The organism is Allobosea sp. UNC402CLCol (genome assembly GCF_000745475.1).
GTDB lineage: Bacteria > Pseudomonadota > Alphaproteobacteria > Rhizobiales > Beijerinckiaceae > Allobosea > Allobosea spartocytisi.
In genome coordinates, this window is the sequence record NZ_JQJJ01000008.1 from 793,690 (window position 1) to 814,080 (window position 20,391).

General features: G+C 64.4%; 17 protein-coding genes. All 17 read right to left on the reverse strand.

The window, feature by feature from the left end; all coding sequences use genetic code 11:
* Positions 1-18: 18 nt before the first annotated feature.
* Positions 19-1,272 carry an HlyD family secretion protein gene (locus tag GY40_RS05820; protein ID WP_081925164.1) on the reverse strand — a complete coding sequence of 418 codons (1,254 nt, stop codon included), beginning with the start codon at positions 1,270-1,272 and terminating at the stop codon, positions 19-21.
* On the reverse strand, positions 1,265-1,735 hold the full coding sequence (locus tag GY40_RS05825) for a MarR family winged helix-turn-helix transcriptional regulator (RefSeq protein ID WP_038360230.1): 471 nt from the start codon (positions 1,733-1,735) through the stop codon (positions 1,265-1,267). The genes GY40_RS05820 and GY40_RS05825 overlap by 8 nt, the downstream gene beginning before the upstream one ends.
* A 129-nt stretch (positions 1,736-1,864) precedes the next feature.
* Positions 1,865-2,827, reverse strand: coding sequence for a carbohydrate kinase family protein (locus GY40_RS05830; RefSeq protein WP_038359398.1), 963 nt, complete (start codon positions 2,825-2,827; stop codon positions 1,865-1,867).
* Between the two features lie 226 nt (positions 2,828-3,053).
* Positions 3,054-3,842 (reverse strand): LuxR C-terminal-related transcriptional regulator, encoded by a 789-nt coding sequence (locus GY40_RS05835; protein WP_081925167.1) that lies wholly within the window; start codon positions 3,840-3,842, stop codon positions 3,054-3,056.
* A 595-nt stretch (positions 3,843-4,437) separates the two neighbouring features.
* Positions 4,438-5,460 (reverse strand): glycosyltransferase family 2 protein, encoded by a 1,023-nt coding sequence (locus tag GY40_RS26465; RefSeq protein ID WP_051987549.1) that lies wholly within the window; start codon positions 5,458-5,460, stop codon positions 4,438-4,440.
* Complete coding sequence (locus GY40_RS05845) at positions 5,457-6,917, reverse strand: polysaccharide pyruvyl transferase family protein (protein WP_038359400.1); 1,461 nt, start codon at positions 6,915-6,917, stop codon at positions 5,457-5,459. Before GY40_RS05845 ends, GY40_RS26465 begins: the two co-directional genes overlap by 4 nt.
* Complete coding sequence (locus GY40_RS05850) at positions 6,914-8,368, reverse strand: protoporphyrinogen/coproporphyrinogen oxidase (RefSeq protein WP_349236398.1); 1,455 nt, start codon at positions 8,366-8,368, stop codon at positions 6,914-6,916. Before GY40_RS05850 ends, GY40_RS05845 begins: the two co-directional genes overlap by 4 nt.
* Entirely contained in the window at positions 8,292-9,446 is a 1,155-nt protein-coding gene (gene rfbG, locus GY40_RS05855) for a CDP-glucose 4,6-dehydratase (protein WP_081925228.1), read from the reverse strand. Before rfbG ends, GY40_RS05850 begins: the two co-directional genes overlap by 77 nt.
* 93 nt (positions 9,447-9,539) lie before the next feature.
* Positions 9,540-10,868, reverse strand: coding sequence for an NAD(P)H-dependent oxidoreductase (locus GY40_RS05860; protein WP_038359405.1), 1,329 nt, complete (start codon positions 10,866-10,868; stop codon positions 9,540-9,542).
* Positions 10,869-10,904: 36 nt separating this feature from the next.
* A complete protein-coding gene (gene rfbC / locus GY40_RS05865; protein WP_038359407.1) occupies positions 10,905-11,474 on the reverse strand; it encodes a dTDP-4-dehydrorhamnose 3,5-epimerase in 570 nt (189 codons plus the stop codon).
* A gap of 188 nt (positions 11,475-11,662) precedes the next feature.
* A complete protein-coding gene (locus GY40_RS05870; RefSeq protein WP_038359409.1) occupies positions 11,663-13,117 on the reverse strand; it encodes a lipopolysaccharide biosynthesis protein in 1,455 nt (484 codons plus the stop codon).
* Between the two features lie 20 nt (positions 13,118-13,137).
* Positions 13,138-13,788 (reverse strand): PIG-L deacetylase family protein, encoded by a 651-nt coding sequence (locus GY40_RS05875; protein ID WP_038359412.1) that lies wholly within the window; start codon positions 13,786-13,788, stop codon positions 13,138-13,140.
* 2 nt (positions 13,789-13,790) lie between these two features.
* Complete coding sequence (locus GY40_RS05880) at positions 13,791-14,645, reverse strand: glycosyltransferase family protein (protein WP_051987551.1); 855 nt, start codon at positions 14,643-14,645, stop codon at positions 13,791-13,793.
* Positions 14,646-14,696: 51 nt separating this feature from the next.
* Complete coding sequence (locus GY40_RS05885; RefSeq protein ID WP_197062700.1) at positions 14,697-16,052, reverse strand: tyrosine-protein kinase family protein; 1,356 nt, start codon at positions 16,050-16,052, stop codon at positions 14,697-14,699.
* 519 nt (positions 16,053-16,571) lie between these two features.
* Positions 16,572-17,984 (reverse strand): O-antigen ligase family protein, encoded by a 1,413-nt coding sequence (locus GY40_RS05890; protein ID WP_038359416.1) that lies wholly within the window; start codon positions 17,982-17,984, stop codon positions 16,572-16,574.
* Entirely contained in the window at positions 17,981-18,994 is a 1,014-nt protein-coding gene (locus GY40_RS05895) for a glycosyltransferase family 2 protein (RefSeq protein ID WP_038359418.1), read from the reverse strand. Before GY40_RS05895 ends, GY40_RS05890 begins: the two co-directional genes overlap by 4 nt.
* A 41-nt stretch (positions 18,995-19,035) precedes the next feature.
* On the reverse strand, positions 19,036-20,382 hold the full coding sequence (locus tag GY40_RS05900; RefSeq protein ID WP_081925172.1) for a glycosyltransferase family 4 protein: 1,347 nt from the start codon (positions 20,380-20,382) through the stop codon (positions 19,036-19,038).
* Between the last annotated feature and the right edge of the window lie 9 nt (positions 20,383-20,391).

The following is a 20,391-nucleotide window of genomic DNA, read 5'->3' on the forward strand; positions in this document are numbered from 1 at the left end:
TACTCTACTTGGCGCGCTCTACTTGGCGCTCTTGCCGAAGGCGCCCGAGATGAAGCTCGGCAGACCGCGCTCATGGCCCGTGTCGACGTCGAGCGTCACACTCATGCCGGCACGCAGTTGGGGCTGGTCGGCGGGCGTGTCGATCTTCACGCGCATGGCGATGCGCTGCACCACCTTGACCCAGTTGCCGCTGGTGTTCTGCGCCGGCAGCAGCGAGAAGCTCGCGGCCGAGGCCGGGCTGATGCTGTCGACCGTGCCCTTCCAGGCGGCGCCCGGATAGGTGTCTACATAGACTTCCGCCGATTGCCCGGGCTTCACCCAGGTGAGCTCGGTCTCCTTCGGATTGGCCTGAATCCAGACATGGTCGGTCGAGACGAGGCTGAACGCGCTGGTCGCCGCCTCCAGATACTGGCCCTTCTGCAGCGAAGGCACATTGGTGACGACGCCGTTCATCGGCGCGCGAACCGTCGTGTGCTCGAACTGGCGCTGCGCCTCGGCCCGGGCCGCGACGGCGTCCTTGTAGCGCGGATGCTCCTCGACCGGCGCATCGGGCGTGCCGTTGAGGTTGGCGGCGATGCCGGCAAGCTGGCTTTCGAGCTGCGCCAGCTTGAGCCTTGCGCCATCGAGATCATGCTTGGCCTGGTCGTAGGTCGCCTGGGAGGCGACGGATTTGGTGGCGAGGTCCTGCTGGCGCTTGAAGGCGGTCTCGTAGAAGGCGATGTCGGTGCGAGCCTGCTCGATCTGGCTCTGCATGGTCTTGTAGCTGGCCTTCAACGCTTCGAGATCGTTGCGGACCACGCCGATCTGCGCATCGGCCCGCTCCAGCGCGAAGCGGAACGGCTTGTCGTCGAGTCGGAACAGCACGTCGCTCGCCTTCACGGTCTGGTTGTCGCGGACGTCGATCTCGCTGACGATGCCGGCGACATCGGTCGAGATGCCGAGGATGTCCGCCTGCACATAGGCGTTGTCGGTCGACATCACCTGTCCGCCGACGACGTAGTAATAGCCACCGGCGACGAGCGCGATCGGCAGAAGCGCGAAGAGCAAGCGTCGCGTGCGGCTGCGTCGGGCCGGCGGCGCGGGGGCCGTCGCAGCCTGGGGAGGAGCGGTCGGCGTGGTAGTTTCCGGCGCCTTCGCCGCCGGCTGCGGCTGGGCGGGCGCCTTGGGCTCGATGCGCCTGATCTCGGTCACATTGCCTGGGGAGCCGGGCTCGGCCTCCTCGTCACGGACGGCTTGGGCGGCCGCCTCGGTCTTTCTGGCTGCGTCATCCATTTTGGACCTGCCTTTCGGCCACCCGCATCTGGCAGGCGGCCGTGAGATTGGTTCTCATCTGTCCCAGCGTCGCGAGAAGCTGTTCGCGCTCGGGCTGCGGAATGTCGCCGAACGCCTCTGCCCGCGTGATTTCGCCGAGCGCGCGCAGCTCCGTCAGCTTCGGCCCGGCCTTCTGCGTCAGATAAAGCTGCCAGACGCGCCGGTCGGTCGCGTGCGGCCGGCGCTCCGCCAGCCCACAACCTTCGAGCTTGTCGACGATGCGCCCGACCGTGATGGGCTCGACATCCATGAGCTCGGCCAGCGCACCCTGCTGAATGCCGGCATTCTGGTCGATATAGGCGAGCACCTGCCATTGCGAACGGGTCAGCCCGGAATCGCGCGCATGCTGTTCGAAACGCTTGCGCAAAAGGCGCGCGACATCATGGAGCAGAAAACCCACGGTCGGTGGCGGTTTTGTAGGCATGCTTGTCATAAGCATCTATATAATATTGGCGCTTAGTCTCGCCAAGCGACGTTCGAAAGAGTCTGAGGGCGGAGGCTGTGGCGCAATGTCGCGGCTAAGAATCGAAGCCGCGTACGGCTTTGCATCGCCTCATTGGCAACCGGGACATTCCGCGCGAGCCGCCTGCACTTCGGCATCCGTCGGCAGGTCGGCGCCGCGTCGCGTGACCGTCACGGCGGCCGCCGCCGTGGCATAATCGAGCAGCTCGGCAAGTGCGGGCAGATCGAGTGCCGCGATGGCGGCCGGGCTCAGCCGCCCTGCCCTCGCGAGTTGCGCCAGCAGCGCCGCATGGAAGCTGTCTCCGGCGGCGACGGTATCGACGACCCGCACCGGGCGCCCCCGCACCGAAACCTGCCCGGCGGCGTTGAAAGCGGTCGCTCCCCGCTCCCCTTCTGTGATGACGACCAGGCCGGCACCACGCTCGAGCCAGTAGGATGCAGCCTCGCCGATCGAGAGCTGCCCTTGCCAGGCGATGCGGATATCCTCTTCGCTCGCCTTGATGATCGTCGCCACGCGGTAGAAGCGCTCGGCCGCCTCGGCCCAGCGGGCCATGTCGCCGACGATCATCGGCCGCAGATTGGGATCGACGCTGATGACCCGCCGGCCCGCCTCGCGCTCGGCCAGGGCCGCGAGCGTCGAAGCGACCGGCTCGACCGCCATCGTATAGGAGCCGAAGGTCAGCGCCGTGATCTCCGGCGGCAGCACGGCCGGCAGATCGGCCGGCACGAGCCGGCGATCGGCGGCCCCCTCGCCGTGGAAGGAATAGCCCGGCTGGCCGTCCTGCGCGGTGACGATGGCGGAGATCGTCGTCGGCCCGTCGCTTATCGCCAGAAAGCGCCCGTCGACGCCTTCCTTCGTCAGCCGTTCCGCGAGAAATGCGCCGAAGCGGTCACGCGAAAGACCGCCCAGGAAAGCCGCCGGCATGCCGAGCCGCGCGAGGCCGACGACAAGGTTGAAGGGCGAACCGCCCGCGACGGCCCGCGCCGGCATCTCGTTCCCGTCCGCCGGAGCGACGAAAAGATCGATCAGGGCTTCGCCGCAAACCAGGAACATGACGAATCGCTGCTTTCCCTGCAGGGGCGGCAAGGTTTCGGCCACCGGGCAAACCGATCGAATGCCATGCCGCCAGCCGGCTGGCCATGGCATTCGAGCATTTTCGACGGGATGCCGAAACTACGGGAGATGGCGCGAGAACGGCGAGCGCCTTGCACCAATCCGAAGGGCGCGACGATGTCGAGCCGGGCAAGGCCGATGTCACACGCCCCGTCCGGCCTTTTCGCTATTGATAGGCGCCGACACCGGCAGCGGAATCCGGAAGTCTCTTTCCGGCGCTGGCGGAGGCCGCCCGGGCATTGTTGTTGGCCGGTTGCAGCAGCAGCGCGTTGTTCATTCCCCAGATCGCGGCCTGGGTTCGATTCTGGACCCGGATCTTGCGCAGGATCGCTTTGACATGGGCCTTCACCGTGGCTTCGGCGATGCCGATCTTGCGCGCGATGGATTTGTTGGAATCCCCATCGACCAGGCAGCTGACGATCCCCATTTCCCGTGGCGACAGCAGCGATGCGACCGTCTCATCCGGGGGAGAGCTGGGAGACGCCCTGTCATCCTCGCCCGCGGCGGGACCGGCCTTAGGGCGGCGGGGCTTTTTTGCGGCGGGAACCGCGGAAGGGAACGTCGGCGGGAAGACCGTTTCGCCCAGCATCACCAGTTCGATGGATTTGACGAAGGCATCGCAGGAATTGGTGTTGACGAGGTAACCGCTGGCACCGGCCTTGAAGACCGCCGCGAGCTCAGCCGGTCCATAGCGATCGGCGACGACCGCGATATGCGCATCCGGATACCGATCCCTCACAAGTTCGATTTCTCCGATGATGAGATCGAAAGCGTCGTTGGTGTAGACGACAAGAAAAAGGCTGTTCTGGACACGAGACTTACCGCTCAGCTGGTCGATTCCGGAGATCGAGTCGATGATACGAAAGTTGTTTTCTTGAAGAACGCGATGAACCCCCTCTCGCATCAGAGAATACTTCCCTATGAGAACGATCCCGAAGGCTTTGCTCTCCCTCATTTGAAACCTCCCGCCGAAAGGGCAAACACAACTCAAACTGACGCCCCCGGTAAATCTGCTTACTATTCTTGTTTCTTGTTAAGATGATGAGACCGAAGTCTCATTTGGAATTTATCTCGAAACCTCCTCTCGTCACATATCGCCGACCACACTGCATTCATTTACGCAGAAATATCACGCAGAAACCACAAGAAAGAATCCCTTTAATACCAGTTAATACGATCTAAATCAGAGTAAAAAATGATACAACTCCGCGAGATACGGAGACATAAGACGCCAGATACGAGCATGAAAGATCGTCAGACATAGCGATTAGCGCAGGCATAAGGCGCGGCAGCTCATCAGCGCGCCATAAGGCAGACTAGGCAACGGATCGACAGGCGATCCATCCATCGGCATCTACGTAAGGGATTGTTATCCAAAAAAGTCTCGCCGGCAAGTCAATTAACGATCCGTTAGCCATTCCAGAACGGTTTCCGGCCTGCCATCCTTAACGTCAGCTGGCGAAAGCCAGCGACGTCGGCTCGATCTCAGCGAACGAGGTGGACTTAAAGCGCGGCCGAATACGAAGAAAGTATCGCTGAGTCCTGTCGATTTACGGCGCACGAACTCCCTTGAACATGTAATGCAGGCGAATTCGTTTGCTCAGAATCTGAACCGTTCCCTTTGGGTTCAGGATCAGATCCATCGCCTTTCTGGCAATTCCCATCGAAAGCTTCCGCCCGTCGAACCGGTGTCCGAGATCCCGCAGCCGTCCGGCGTGGTAATTCCAGAATTTCCTGTCCCGGAACTTGAACGCGCTGGAGGAGAGATAGGCGTAATACTGGTCGAGCAGCTCGTCGACCCGTGTTTCGAGCTCTTGCTTGGTCAGATACCAGCCGCCATATTCTTGGCAGTCGCTGATTTCCGCCGAGACATAGGCATTGTTTTCGAGCGAAACAGCCGTCGCGGTCTGGCGATGAATCCGTTCATGACCCAGGATCTGGTGCACGAAGCCGAAATCTTCATAGCGCAAATGCTTGAGGCACGCGCTGATATCCGCCTCATGCGTCGGATTCGGAAAGAATTCGTCGGAATTTCGGATCAGATCGGATCGATACATGACCGATGACGGGTTTCCCAATACCCTCAGCGTACCGAGCAAATGGGCCCGACAGACCTCTCGCCCTGGGACGACCGTCTGCGCGTAGGGCAGGCCGACATTCCGAACGTACCAGATGCCCGCGCCGCCGCTGAGCTGGTATGCGCCGACGATACCGACGGATGGATGGGCTTCGGCGAGAGCGACCATCTTCTCGAGGCATTCCGGATAGATCCAGTCGTCGCCCGAAACGACCTTGCAATATTTGCTCTGCTTCGAGATGAGGCCGAAAGCCCTGTTGTGATTGGCGATGATCGGCAGCAGCGTCTCGTTGCTGACGACGCGGATGCGGCTGTCCCGCCGGCAATACTCCTCGGCGATTTCGAGAGTGCCGTCAGTGCTGGCGTTGTTGACGATGATGTATTCCCAATTCCGATAGGTTTGGGACAGCACGCTTTCGATACATTCCCTGAGGAATTCCGCGCCATTGTAGACGGGTGTCACGACGCTGACCAACGGACCGGTTTGCGCGTTCATCTCAGGGCCCCCTCTTGAGAATATCTCGTTCCCTCGGCGCAAGTTTTCTCATTCGCCAGGAACAAGGCGTTGAACTGCAGATTGAGCTGCGACTTGAACTGTGCGGCGCGCACACCGATGCGTGCCTTGATTCCGTCCCTGTCGGCAATCAGCCGATCGGCTCTGGCGACCAGATCCGCCGCGTCGCAGCGGGCAATATCGACGCAGTAATCCGACAAGCCCAGGCTTTCCATCAGGGTGGTGACCTTGGGATGGGGTGCAAGCGCGATGGTCGGCACGGTCTGCAACGACGCGAACACGACACCGTGAAAGCGGCAGGTGACGTAAAAATCCACATGGGAGAGCGCCGCCAGCATGTCGGCGATGCTCTCGACCGGTTCCCGCATGACACGATCCGGCGCCAGCGCGGGAAAGCTCTGCCGGATGGCGGCGTCGAGGTCGGCGATGGCCTGGGAATCGAACCAGATATCGCTGCTGAAGAGCCTGATCCGATGTCCCCGCGCCAGCATCTGCCCGCAGAACGCAGCGAGGTTGTCGATCAGCCGTCGATAGCCCTGGTCGTCATTGACCCAGTGCCGCTTTGAATCGCCATAGGCCATCGGCCCGACGCCGATCACGAGCTGAGTGCTCGGCATGACCGGCTCCTTCGCCGGCCGCTCCGGCAGCCGAAGGCCCCACACCGCGTCGGCAACGACCTTCATCTTGCCGCGAAAGCCGATCTTCCGCAGCAGATCGCCCGACGCGCCGTCGCGCAGGGACACATAGTCGGCCATGGCGAGCGTACGCCGGACGAACCAGCGGCTCAGGGAGGAATCCAGCGGACCCGCGCCATTGTTCACGAAGATGCATTGGACGTTGGCGCATTTGGCGAGAAGGACCCATTTGAACAACGTGTAGGGAAACGCCCAGGGACCGCCCCAGTCCAGAAGCTGTCCGCCCCCGGCGATGACGAGCATGTCGAGCTCCCAGACCAGAAGCAGCGAACGCAGCAGAAACATGATTTCGCGGAAGAACTGCGAGGGCCATACGACCAGCGCATGCCTCAGCGCATTGGCGATGTGGAACAGCGGCCCCGTTTTCTTGACGGTCGCCTTCAGCCGCCCCGCGAACCCGCCCGGACCCACGGGGTGCGATGCCGACGACCATTCCCGCTGGAACGGGAAAACCCGCTGACGCATCGCATAGCAGGGAATTCCGAGCCGGCGCGTGGTGTCTTCGGGGTCCATCGACAGGCCGACGACCGACACGCCGGGCGACCGGAGCGTGATGTTGTCGAGCACCGCCGTGATGGAGGCCTCGTCGCCCAGATTGCCCGTGCCGCAATGGGCCAGGAGCCCGACCCGGCTGGGCTTGGAGGAGCCGGTGGCCACCGAACTGACGCAAAACTCCTGCAGCCCGGACCCGGACAGATCGACGGGCTCGCCGGCGCGAACATCGATGTCGATCTTGCCGCTCATGCAATACGCGCCCTCTGTCGGACGTCGAGCGCCGCGGAACGCGACAGGACGGCCTCCGCCGCCGCCTCGCCGCTCTTGAAGCTCTCGTCGGTCCACATGTAGCCCCAGTCGCCATAGCGGCCGCAGTAGGCGATCCCGATCTCGTCGAGATAGCCGTGAACCGTCTTGAGGGCGGCGGCGCGATCGAGATCGAAGATGATATTGGCGTAGGGCAGATACATTGCCGTCTTGAACACGACCTGGTCGCCGTCGTGCAGCAGCCCGCAGCGGCGCAAATCGTCGATGACCGGCTGGATCCAGTCCTCGGGCTTGCCTGTGAAAGGCTTGTACTTGTCGGAGAAATAAACTTCCGCCTGGATGCTTCCCATACCCTTCGGGGCATTGTCCTCGGAGAGCATGTGCGGGAAGCCGAGGCGCGTGAAGCAGATGTCCTCGTCGTAGAAATACGACATATGCGCGCTGGAGATATCCGCGCGGTCCACACCGAGATTGACCAGGACGCAGGACGAGCAGGCGAGCTTGCGCGAGGCTTCCAGCACGTCGGCCGGCACGCCCTTGATCATGCGGATGAGGTCCGGGAGCGGCACCGACGATATCAGCGCGTCGTAGCGGGTCCGGACGCCGTTCGAGAACTCGATCTCGCTGATCCTAGGATCGATCGATGTCAGCTCGTGATTGAGCTTGATGTTTCCCTTCGGCACGAAGTCCCGCAGATAGGACACGAAGCCGCCCTGCTTCGGGTAGCGGAAATGCGTGATGTAATGGATGTTCGGCGACGAGGCGGAAATCGCCCCCCGCAGCACTTCCTCCAGCGTCGGCCGGTAGATTCGCGGCCCCAACCAGTCGGTGCTCATGTTCTCGGCCGTCGTGAGATGGTATTTGCGCGTGTACTGCTTCGGGAAGAGCTCGGCGAAGGTCGAGCCGAAGCTGGCGACCAGCCAGTCATTGTAGTTGTTGATCGGCCCCTCCGGTTTTTGCCGCTCCTCGACGAAGTCGGCGATCACCTTCACGATCACCTCCTCCGGCAGGCCATGCAGATGAAGCTGGACCGGATGCTGCGGCCAGTAGCCCCGCCAGTAGTTGTTCAGGTTGATCTGGATGGTTTCGTAAAGCTGATCGACGCTGTCGGCGAACAGCTCCTGGATGCGCTCGTCCTTGGTGAAGGAGATGTGCGGCCCGATATCGAAGGTGAAGCCCGGCTCGTGACGAAACGACATCGTATGGCCGCCATAATACGAATTCTTGTCGTACATGACGGGCGTGATGCCCTCCTCCCGGAGTCGGTGCGCCGCACCGAAGCCAGCCATTCCAGTTCCAAGTACGACGACGTTCGACATGGATGCGCGTTCCCTGAGCTGTGGCACCGTTGCGGAATCAGCCTTCGGCCATCGGGAGCAGAGGCGCCGGAGCAGCCGCCTTCGGCCGCGCTCCTGAAGCGTTCCGCTCCGCATGGTCCTGCAGCAGATATTCGTAGCGCTCGATCTGCCGGCGCGTGAGGGACTGGAGATCGTTCCCCGCCTGGAAGGCGTGATACCATTCGACGATCCAGGCCAGGCTCTGGTCGAGCTGCAGAACCGGGTGCCAGCCGAGGCCCGCCCTCGCCTTGGAGGTGTCGAGGCGCAGCAATTGCGCCTCGACCGGATGCGCTGCGCCATCCAGCGTCCAGGATGCGCCTTCGCCCCACAGCGACACGAGCTTGTCGACGATCCACGACACCGGCCTGGCATCCGTCTCCGCCGGCCCGAAATTCCAGCCCGAGGCGAAGCGGGCTCCGTCCTCGGCGAGCCGCTCGCACAGCAGCAGATAGCCGTGCAGCGGCATCAGCACGAACTGCCAGGGCCTGATCGCGGCGGGGCTGCGGATGCGGCAGGGCCGGCGGCCCAGGAAGGCGCGGACCAGATCCGGAATGAGCTGGTTGGCGGTCCAGTCGCCGCCCCCGATGGCGTTGCCCGCACGCACGCTCGCCAGCGCGACGCCATGCTTGGACAGCGCAGCCGGCGGGAAATAGGAGTCGCGATAGGCGCCGGTCACCAGCTCCGCGCAGCCCTTGGAGTTGGAATACGGGTCATGCCCGCCCATCGGGTCGCTCTCGCGATAGCCCCAGACCCACTCCTGGTTCTCGTAGCATTTGTCGCTGGTGACATTGACCACGACGCAGGGGCGCCCGAGCTGGCGCACCGCCTCGAACAGATGGACGGTCCCCATCACATTGGTCGCATAGGTCTCGACCGGCTCGTCATAGCCGTAGCGGACCACGGACTGGGCGGCCATGTGGATGACCACGTCGGGATTGCATGCGGCGAGCGCGGACTTCAGATGCTCGAAGTCCCGGACGTCGCCGCGGATCGAGCGGACGCACTCGCCGACCCTCGCCTGCTCGAAGAGGCTCGGCTCCGACGGCGGATCGAGCGCATAGCCCGTCACATCGGCGCCGAGCGCGTGCAGCCACAGCGACAGCCAGCTGCCCTTGAAACCGGTATGGCCGGTGACGAAGACCTTGCGGTTCTGCCAGAAGGAACGGTTCAGCATGGCCGACATAGCCCCATATCGATGAAATGACCCGGCTGTTCCGGAATGCACCGGGCCGCGCGTGAAAGCCTGTTTCCGCCGCGGCTGTGCATGTCAGGAGACCGCCTCGACGAGGACGCGCTGCGGCGAAGCTTCCGCTTCGCGCATCGGCCACCGCAGTTGCTGTTCGCGCCAGAGCACATCCGCCCGGCGCCCCGCCGGCAGCACGACGTCGTCAAACGAGACGACCTCGTCCTTCTTCTTGTCGCGCCGCAGGACACAGTTCTCGGACAGGCCGATCGGCAAGGCGTCGGCGGCACGCGCATCGACCGCGTTCTCGATCAGGCCGTAGGCGCAGAACCCGCCGATGCCGTCGAGACGCTCGCCGGCCTTGAGATCGCGCTTCGCCATCGTGACGACCTCGCAGACCGGCCCCGCCAGCGGCGCCACGGTCGGATCGTGCTGGATGACCGCGCGCCCGATGGTCGAGGCGATCTGGAGATGCGGCAGGTGGAACGGCGTGTAGAAGACGTAGAACGGCCCGTCTCCGAGCTTGTAATAGGCGAGCTGCGCCTGCTTCAGCGGCGCCTCCTCATGGATGACGACGAAGGCTCCGGTGTGGGGCGCAGCGCCCAAGGCATAGTCCACCAGCCCCGTTTCGAGCATCGCCTGCGCCGGCAGGCGCTCCGCGATCTCCCGAACATCCTTGCAAGCCGGCCCGTACATGCCGCGACGGCCCGCATGGAAGCCCGTCGCATTGGCCAGTACCGTCGTTTCCATCGACAGCTTCGTGGCATCGGCGAAGGACGTGACCTTGCGCGGGTCCTGGTCGTTCTTCTCGGCGAATGCCCTCTGCGTGTCGGGATTGCGGTAGTAATCGACCATGCCCTTGATGTTGCCGGCGGCGACGGGCTTGAGTCCCAACGTCCGCAGATAGCGCAGCAGCGTCATGGCGACGCCGGGCTCGTCGCCGTCGGTATTGGTCAGCACGACGCCGGCCTCGCGGGCCCGCTCGTTCAGGATGGGCCCGATCAGCGAGTCAAGCTCGGCATTGACCATCACCACATGCTTGCGATGCGCGATCGCATCGAGAACGACCGCGGCGCCCGCCTCGACCGTTCCGGTCACCTCCAGGACGATGTCGATGGCCCTACAAGCAGTCAGAACGGCCGGGTCGTCCGTCAGAACGGGGACGCCGTCCTCGATGGCCCGGTCGGCCTCCCGCACCGTCGAGACGCGGGTCCAGCCGTGAATATTCGCCTCGCGAAAGGCCCGCTCGCCATTCTCGAGCGTCCGGTTGGCGATCGCGACCAGCCGCATTCCAGGCACCGGCGTGCCGAGCTGGAGCGCGATCGCGCGCCCGGTGGCACCTGCTCCGACCATTCCCACGCGGATCGGACGACCCGCCGCCTCGCGCTCCCGCAACACGGTATCGACAGCCATAGCCTGGTTCCCCTCCGATAACGCCTGCGAAGACGATCACGCCGTCAGGCGCGCATCTGCCTCGACATGGCCGGGCACGATCAGCGCCGGCGGCCAGTTGCGGTCCTGTTCGGAAATCTCGGTCACGGCCAAAGGCCAGGCGATGCCGAAGGCCGGGTCGTCGAAGCGAACGCCCCTGGCGGCGCCGGGCGTGTAGAAGGCCGAGGTCATGTAGTGCATCTCGGTGTCCGGCTCGAGCGTCTGGTAGCCATGCGCGCAGCCCTCGGGCAAATAGAGCATGCGGCCGTTGTCGCCGCTGAGCTTCACGCCGCACCAGGCACCGTAGCTCGGTGAATCCCGCCGCATGTCGAGGACGACGTCGAACATCGCTCCGCGCGTGCAGCGCACCAGCTTCGCCTCCCCGTCGGGCGCTTCCTGGAAATGCATGCCGCGGATCGTGCCGCGCTTCGTGCTGATCCCCATGTTCGCCTGAACGGGCTCGAACGCGATGCCCTGCTCGGCGAATTCCTGGAGGCACCAGGCCCGCATGAAGCGGCCCCGCGCATCGACATGTGGAGCGGGGTCGATGACCATGGCTCCCTCGACGCTGGTCTTGGCGAAGTGCATCCCCCACCTCTGAAATTCGTGACCCTATACCTGAACAATGCTCGTCGGAGCGCCCGAGTTCCGCCTCAAGATCGCAACAAACCAGAATATTGCTTTGAATATCAGGCAGATGCCGCAACGGCATAGACCCGACCTGCGGGCTCTATGCTTCACGGCATTGGGGGCGGGTGGATTTCGCGGGGCGCGCGTCAGGCGGAAGGCGCGGTTCTCAATGCGCGGAAGAGGTCGAGATACAAAGCCTTCTCGCCCGCGATCAGGAGCAGCGCCGCGACATAGGCCACGCCGAACGAGCCCACATCCAGCATGAGGCGCAGCACCGGCGACAGCGCCGGCGCCGTGAGCGCATGCACCGCATAGGCGAACCCGCCCGCGACCACGCTTGCGGCCAAAGGGTTCGCCAGCGCCCCGACGAACTCGCGGTATCGAATCCCGGTCCCGCGCAGCGCCCAGATCGTGATCGGAATGACCTTGAGCACCATGACGGTCGAATAAGCCAATGCGACGCCATGCGGCCCGTAAGGAAGCCCGATCAGCACGCCCGCGATCATCAGCGGGGCGGAGAACAGCCCGATATACACCCCGCGCCGGACCAATCCGAGCGCGTTGAGCAGCCAGCCCAGCGGATTCGAGATCGCGAACACCAGGATCGTCGGAGCGAGGATCCTGAAGATCTCGACGGCGCCGATCCATTTCGGGCCCAGGACCACCAGGATCAGGTCGTCGGCGAAGAGCCCGCACACGACCGTCAACGGCAAGGTCAGCGTCACCACCAGCGAATAGCCTTTCAGGAAGTAGCGCCGGAAGCGATCGAGATCGCCCTTGGTCCGCGACAGCGCCGCGAAGGCGACCTCTCCGATCGTCACATTCAGATTCTCGGTCGGGAAATTGATCAGATAGAAGCTGCGGCTGTAGAGACCGGTCGCTTCCGTGCCCCAGACACGCCCGAGCAGAAGCTTGTCGATGTTATTCGTGACGTAGGACAGGAAGCCGGTCGCTGTCGTCCCGACGCCGAAGCGCAGCATGGAGCGGATACCGGAAGCGATCCGTGGCCGGCCCGGAATCCAGCCGGTCGCCAGCCACAGGCCGATGGTGGTGGCCAGCGGCAGCGTGATCGTCATCGAGACGATCGACCAATAGCCATAGCCGGCCATGGCCATCCCGATCGACACCACCGTCGCGATCAGCAGCGAGCTGATCTCGATCTTCGCCGAGGTCCCGAACGCCATGCGACGCTGAAGCAGCACGCCCTGCTGGACGCCGGCGGCGGTGATGATGAAGGTGAAGGCGATCACGTCCATGATCTCGAGCAGGCGCGGCTCGTTGTAGAACGCGCTGACCAGCGGCGCGGCGGCGATGGCGATCAGCGTCAGCAAGGCGCCGAAGATCAGGTTCAGCCAGAACAGCGACGACGACTCGACCTCGCTCAGCTCCTCGCGCTGGATCGCGGCCTGGAACAGGCCGAAGCAACCGAACATGTTCAGCACGCCGGTGAACGCCGTCACCATGGTGACGAGGCCATAATCCTCGGGCGTCAGCAGCCGGCCCAGGATCATGAGCGAGGCGATGCGGACCGTGAAGCCGAGCCCGCGCGAGCCCACATTGATGAGCCCGGCGCGAACAGTCCTGCCCTTCAGATCATGCATGACGTTTCTCGATTGCCGGTTCAGAGCATCAGCTTCCGGGCATAGAAGGCCTCGGCGTATCCACTCGGCGCGTTGCATTCCATTCCGCGCAACCGCATCAGCGCCATGAAGGTCGAGCGGTCGAACCAGTGCTTGTTGCCTTGGGACTTGAACGTATCGAGGATCAGATCGACCTTCTTTTCGCAGATTTCATCTGAAAGAGCGTTGAAGACGATCGGCTGTCCGAGATCCCCGTCATATTTCGGAATCTCGTATTCCAGGATCAGATGGCTGCGAAACGTGTTCCAGGTCAGCTCGGCGATCAGCCGGTGGTCCTGATGCGAATCGTGACGGTTGTGGGTGAAGATGATGTCCGGCGAGACCTCTCGCTTCAGCTCCTCGAAGACGTTCTTGATGTCGGCTCCGACGAACGGCATGTAGCCGTCCTGGAAATCCTTCAGGATGACCCGCTTCATGCGGGCGGGGTCGACGAATTGCCTTGCCCCGTTCTCCGCTTCCGCGGCGCGGGTTCCGTTGGCGCTGAAGACGACCCAATGGAACACCGCCTCGCGCTCCGCCGCGATCTGCAGCACCGTTCCGCCGCAGCCGATCTCGATGTCGTCGGAATGACATCCCAGACACAGGATCTGCAGCGGCGACGCAGCGCCGCCATCCGGCTTCAGGCGCAGCATGGTCACGCCACCTGCGTCATCGTGGGAGCGACCGGCGTGATCGCAGGAGCCACCGGCGCCATCGCGGGATACGAGATGGTGGCGCAGTCCTTCCACACCTTCCAAGGCGGGTTGGTATCGTTGAGCTCCTCGAGGCGCTGCTTGTCCTTGAAGGTGTCCATGCACTGCCAGAATCCGGTGCATTTATGCGCCAGCAGGGCCTGGCGCTGGATCAGCCGCGCGAACGGCTCCCGCACCAGCTCGTCGCCCGGGTTGATGTAGTCGAAGATCTCGTTGCGGAAGACGAAGAAGCCGCCATTGATCCAGATGTCGGAATTGCTCAACGCCGCCACCTCGGCGATCTTGCCCTCGGGCGTCGTCCTAACGATGTCGAAGCTCGCCGTCGGCTGCACCAGCAGCAGCGAGGCCACGGCATCGCTCCGCTGCAGCTCGCCGATCATCGTCGGAAGGTGCAGGTCGCTGAGACCGTCGCCGTAATTCGCCAGGAAGTACTCCTCGCCGCGCAGATAGGGCTGGACCGCCTTCAGGCGTTCGCCGATCGTCGCATGCAGACCGGTTTCCACGAAGGTGATCGTCCAGTCGTCGCTGTCCCGGTTGATGAAGTCGATCTTCTGGCCGCCACGGGACCAGACGAAGTCGTTCGAGATCGACTCGTCGTACTTCAGGAAATAGTCCTTGATGGCGTAGCCCTTGTGGCCCAGGCAGAGGATGAAATCCTTATGCCCGAAATGGGCGTAGTACTTCATCAGATGCCAGAGGATGGGGCGCGACCCGATCTGCACCATCGGCTTCGGGACATCGTCGACATAGCCCCGCAGCCGCATGCCCATGCCACCGCAAAAGAGTACGACCTTCATGATACTCTCCTTCAGTAAATGCTCGCGGCCCAGCCCCGGCATTTGTTTAAGTCAGGAAGCGATCACGACTTTCAGTTCTTCAGAACGCTTGTATCCATAACGTTTCATCGTCGCTTCATCGGCCATGTTGAGCATCGTCCCGATAAACTTGGGCTCGGCCTGACCGGCGGACCGGAAAGCCTGCCGGACCAGTTCGGATTTGGTCGCGCCCCATTTCACGACGAGCAGGAAGCCATCCAGCGATTGAGCGGCGGCGCGCACCTGCGGTCCGGATGCGAGCGAGGGCATGTCGACGATCACCATGTCGTAGGACGCTTCTGCGGCGTTCAGGATGTCGTCCAGCAGGCCGCGAGGCATCAGGCGGGACGCCTCGCCGTATCCTTCGGCGAGCGACAGGACATGCAGCCCGGCCTGCACCTTGACGACGTCGCCGATGACCGCGGGCTCCGGATTGGCTCCCGGCCGGGGCGGAGCGCATGAGAGGCTCGCAACCCAGCGCGAGATCGCGGGATTGTCCAGCACGGCGTCGATCAGCAGGACACGTTTTCCCGACGCGGCCGACGCCATGGCCAGCCCGATCGCGAGCGTCGTCGCGCCCTCGCCCGGTAGGACCGAGGTCACGCCGATCGTCCGGGGCTCGCCGGTCGAAGCGTCCTGCACCGTCGCAGCCGCGCGTCGCAGCACCGGCCCTTCCACCGCGAGCAGACGCCGCGCCGCGGCATCCTCGCTCCCGTTGTCGACATTCGCGAAGCGGGGCACGACGCCCAGGCATTCCAGGCCGAGGACATATTCCATCTGGTGCGCGTCGTGGATCGTATCATCGAGCGCATCGAGCACGAGGGCGAGGGCAGCCGTGGTACCCAGGCCGAACAATGCCGCGGCGACGAGGATCAATGCCGCCGGCGGCCCATCAGACTTGACCGGCAGCTCAGCCTCCGAAATCACCTGAGCGCTCGGGCCGAGGCTTTGATAGATCTCGCGCAGCGTCGGCGCCTTGGACGAGGCCGCGTCCGAGGCCCGTGCCCGCTCCTGCAGATAGATGCGGATCACGCTGTTGACGATGCGCGCGGCCTTCTCGGGGGTCGAGGCTTGGAAGCTCACCGTGACCAGATGGCTCGTGCCGACCTGGCGGATGCTGAGCTTGCTGTTCAGTGCCACCAAGGCCGCGCGGAACGCGGCGGCGTCGGTATCCGTGGCAACCGGATCGCGCTTCTGCGCCTCGGGCGGCGAGCGGAGGCTACGGAGGAATTCGGGATCCTTCGTCAGCTGCAACGTCTCGACGACCTTCGCCAGCACGTTTCCGGAGCGCAGCAGCTCGATCTGGTTCTGGACCATCGGAAGGTCGGCCCGGCCCGGAAGGATCGCCTGGTCGGGGCCGGTCAGGACCTGCCTGATATAGATCAGCAATTGGCTGGATGCCGTGTAGGTCGTCGGGCGCACCCCGACATAGAGCGCGGCGAGCGCCAGGCAGGCCAGCGTGCCGATGCCCAGCAGCCGCTTGCGGCTCCGGAGGCTTCCCAGGCCGAAGGACGGTCGTGGCCGCACGTTGATCCGGCTCTCGAGCCTCTCCGTGCTATGGACGACCTGCGGATGGCTTATCGTGTCCAGCATGTCTTTCAATCGAAAAGGGGCCCGTTTCCGACGCCCGGTTCGGGATGGCAGACACGAGGATGAGAAGAGGCTTCTGGCCGGCGCGGTCGCGTCGTCACGGAGCCGGATCGCCGGCCTTCCGTCCCCCTCCCCACCCGGCGCGCTGCGCCTGCAGTGACCTACACAGAGAAAACGCCGGGTACCCCGCCCCGTTCCTGCGTCTAAGCATTCGATCGGAACGCAAAATCGCCGGATGGATGGCCGCGAAATGCGATGGGGCCGCGAGCCCGCCATTCACAGGCGGGCGAAGCGGAATCCACTGCCGTGGCGAGATCCTTAGGCGACGTGGTCGGTTCGTCCGGTCGCGCCGGTCCCATGCCGGCCTTCCCGCCGCCAGGCGACCCCGTGGCCGGGACGGACGGGCGTCGCGACAGCCTCGTCCTTGTAGAGCCAGGCACAGATCGTGCCCATGACGAACCAGAAGTACCAGTTGAACGACAGGTAGAAGTGCATGTTGTCCGAATAGGACTCGAGCAGATAGGTCGCCAGGATGCACAGGATGATCAGGAGTCCGGGCGGATCGCGCCGCAGCCCCTTGACGAGGCGATAAGCCACGCAGCCGAGCAGCCAGATGAGCGCGAGCAGGCCAAGCAGCCCCATCTCGAAACTGGCCTGCAGATAGAAGTTATGGCCGTCGATGCCTTGCGGGCCGATCAGCGAAAAGAAGCTCGGCGTCGCTGGCTTGAACGACTCCAGCCCGTGGCCCAGCAGCGGTCGTTCCAGCACGACCGGAATGGCGGACTCCCACAACGCCTGCCGCCAGACATAGGAGTTCAGCCGGTTGTCATCATTCAGCTGCGAAAAGTTGTCGACTTCCGTCGCCGCGGTGACGTCCGCCAGCCTTTCCCTGAGGCTCGGATTCCCGACGAACAGCACCGGCACCAGCAACAGGGCCAGAAGAAAACGGCGATCGATCTTGACCGCGTACACCAGGCACATCAGCCCGCACGCTCCCCAGGCGCTGCGCGTCTTGGTCAGCAGCAGGAAGAAGATCAGGGCCGGGATGTAGAGCGTCACCAGCGTGCGAATGAGCGGCGGCACGCGCAGGATCCGGGAGGCCCGGACATAGAGCGCAAGGCCCACCTGCAGCACGAGATAGAACGCGTAGATGTTCGGATGCGAGAACGTGCTCTGCAAACGAAACTCGCTGAAATTGGACAATCCGCGCGCGATATCCACGAAGGCATAGAGCGAGGGCGGTATCGACGAGGCGATCACCACGAGAACGAACCGCGTGACGTCCAGCGACGAACGCAACAGGAAGAACGGCATCGCGAAGAACGCCCAATAGGTCAGCAGGACGGAGGCGAGCCGCACCGCTGCCTTGAAATCCGGCGCGTAGAGCGTCGAGCCGAAGGCGATCAGCAGGAACGGGCCCCAGATCGCGAGGACGGGGAACGGCGCCCGCAGCGGCGTCTGCGCGAGAAGCACGACCGCGACCGCGATCGCGACCACGTTGAAGAGCGCTCCGACCCCCATCGAGGCGGCGCCGGAATCGCCTCCCAGCAGGTTGAAGATCGGGTCGGAAGAGGCCCGGACCAGCAGGACGCCGAACACGACGGCGCGCAGCAGCCGCCAGATCGCCTCGTTATTGGCCTCGCGGACCGACATTGTCGGCCAGGAGCGCTCGGTATCGTGCTGGAGCACGCCGCCATGGATGGCATCGACGGGGCTGGGTACCGACTTCATGCCTCCATCTCCCTGGCTCTGGCCCAAATCGGGTTGCGTTGCTCGCCTGCCCGGCCTGCCTCGCGGATCGGCCGCAACCAGAGCTCGACCTCCTGGCGCCACAACGCCGGAACCGCGGCGGCGGCCCGGGCCTGTCCGATCCGGTCCGTCGCGCGCGGCGCCATCAGCGCGGCGGCCACGCGCGGCAGCTCCCGCCACCGCCCATGCCTGACGGCGAGCGAGGTGAAAATGGACGCTGCCCGCCACCGCGCCCCCGCCCGCAGGAGCTGCTTGGCGAGATAGCGTTCATGTCCCGCTTCGTCTGACGTGACGCCATGCCTTGCCGCCAGCGCCGCGTATCGCTCCGCGATGACCAGGCGGCCAGCGCGCATGGGACCGACATCCATCGACAGCGATTGCCGGCTCAGGCGATAGGCGACGAGGGGGCGATCGACCGCGGCCAGCGGCGAGTGCTGAGCCAGCCTGATCCACAGATCCCAATCCTCGGAGCCGCGCAGCGCCGGATCGAACCCACCGACATCCCGGACGAGATCGTGTTCCGCGATCACCGTCGACCCTGTCGGGATTCCGTTGCTTTCCAGCAGGCCCGCCAGAACGTCCCCGCCCTTGACGTGACCATGCCCGATCACCGCGAGATCCTCGTCCACCGCGACGATGCTGGTGCAGGCCCATCGCGCCGAACTGGCCCGCATGGCGGCAAGCTGCGTCGCCAGCTTGTCCGGCGCCCAGAGATCGTCATCGTCGCAGAAAGCGACCCAGCGCCCGGCCGCCTGGGCGATGCCGGCGTTGCGCGCGCCCGAGATGAAACGCGGCTGCGCGTGGTGCACGACCCTCACTCTGGCATCGCCGGCGGCGAGCCGATCCAGCCAGGCGCCCGTTTCGTCGGTCGAGCCATCGTCGACCGCGATGAGCTCGATCGAGACGCCCTGCTGGCGCAGAATGGAATGGACCGCCTGAGGCAGGATGCGCCGGCGGTTATGCGTCGGAACGATGACGGTGACGTCGATCATTCAGGCACTCCTCATCCAGCCGATGGCAGAGCAGGTCGGGATCATCGCTTCACCCAGCCCGAATGCCCGGACCGAAGCGTCACCACTTCGCCCAGCCTCATCGCATGGCTGCCGGCGAACGCCGGGTCATAGGCGTCTGGGAGATCCTCCACCCGTTCGGCGCTGTCGAAGGGGATCGTCCTCTCGAACGCGCCTGCCTTGAACAACGCCGCCAGCTTCCGGCATTCCCGAACGATGTCGTGCTGCTCCAGCACCTGCTCGCGCCCGGCCTCCCCCATCGCCTGGACGAGCGAGTCCGGGGCGTCCAGGCACTCGCCGATGGCACGGGCGAGCCGATCGACGCTTCCCGCCGGAACGAGCCAGCCGCAGACCTGATCCGTGACCAGCTCCGGGATGCCCGCAACATAGGTCGTCACGACCGGGCGGCCGAGCGCCAGCGCCTCCATCAGGACGACCGGCAGCCCCTCGGCGAAGCTCGGCAGGACCAGGGCCCGCGCCTCGCGTATCGCGGCGCGCACCTGCGCATTGCTCATCCAGCCCGCCATCTCGACATGCTGTTCGAGCCCCAATTCCCGGATGCTCCGCTCGAGCTGCGGCCGCAGCGGGCCGTCTCCAACCACGGTCAGCCTGAACGGCATGCCCTCACGCGCAAGGACGGCGAGCGCCTGGAGCAGAATCAGGTGCCCCTTCTGCTCGCTGAGCCGACCGACGGTCACGAGCTGGTTCTTCGGGACGGTCCGGGGAGGCCGCGTGGCCAGGAAATCGGCATCCAGCCCGCAACGTACCAGCTTGATCTTCGCCCACTCCTCCGTGGGGATCCAGCGGCAGAGCTGGCTTCCGGTGAACTCGCTGATGACGCAGACGAAAGCGGCATGCTTCACCTTGGCCGGGAAGCCAAGATATTCGGGCCTGTCGAATTCATCCGGGCCGTGCACGGTGAAGCTGTAGGGCACGCCGGTCAGGATATGGCAGAGCATGGCGACTTCAGCGCCATTCGTCCCGAAATGCGCGTGGATATGCCGGATGTCCTGCTCGCTGACCCAGCGTGCGAGGACAAGCGCTTCCGCGAGATAGGCGAGATGGAGCGGCGCCGGGCGGCTCGAGCGCCGCATCATCCCGAAGGCGGCGACGGTCGCGCGCATCAGGGCTGCGGGCCTTCGCACGAGCGCGCTGGCGAGAGCCGTCACGAACTTGACCATGCCGCCGTCAAGCATGTAGCGGGTGCGGGCTTTCTCGCCGATATCGGCCGGGTCCACCAGCTTGCGGTCCCCGCCCCGGAGCGAGACGCGGAGAACCGAGATTCCGTTCCGCTCGAGCTCGACGATCTCCCGCCGCATGAAGGTGTGGGAAACGGCGGGATATTCGGACACGAAGTAGCAGACACGCATCGCCTCTTC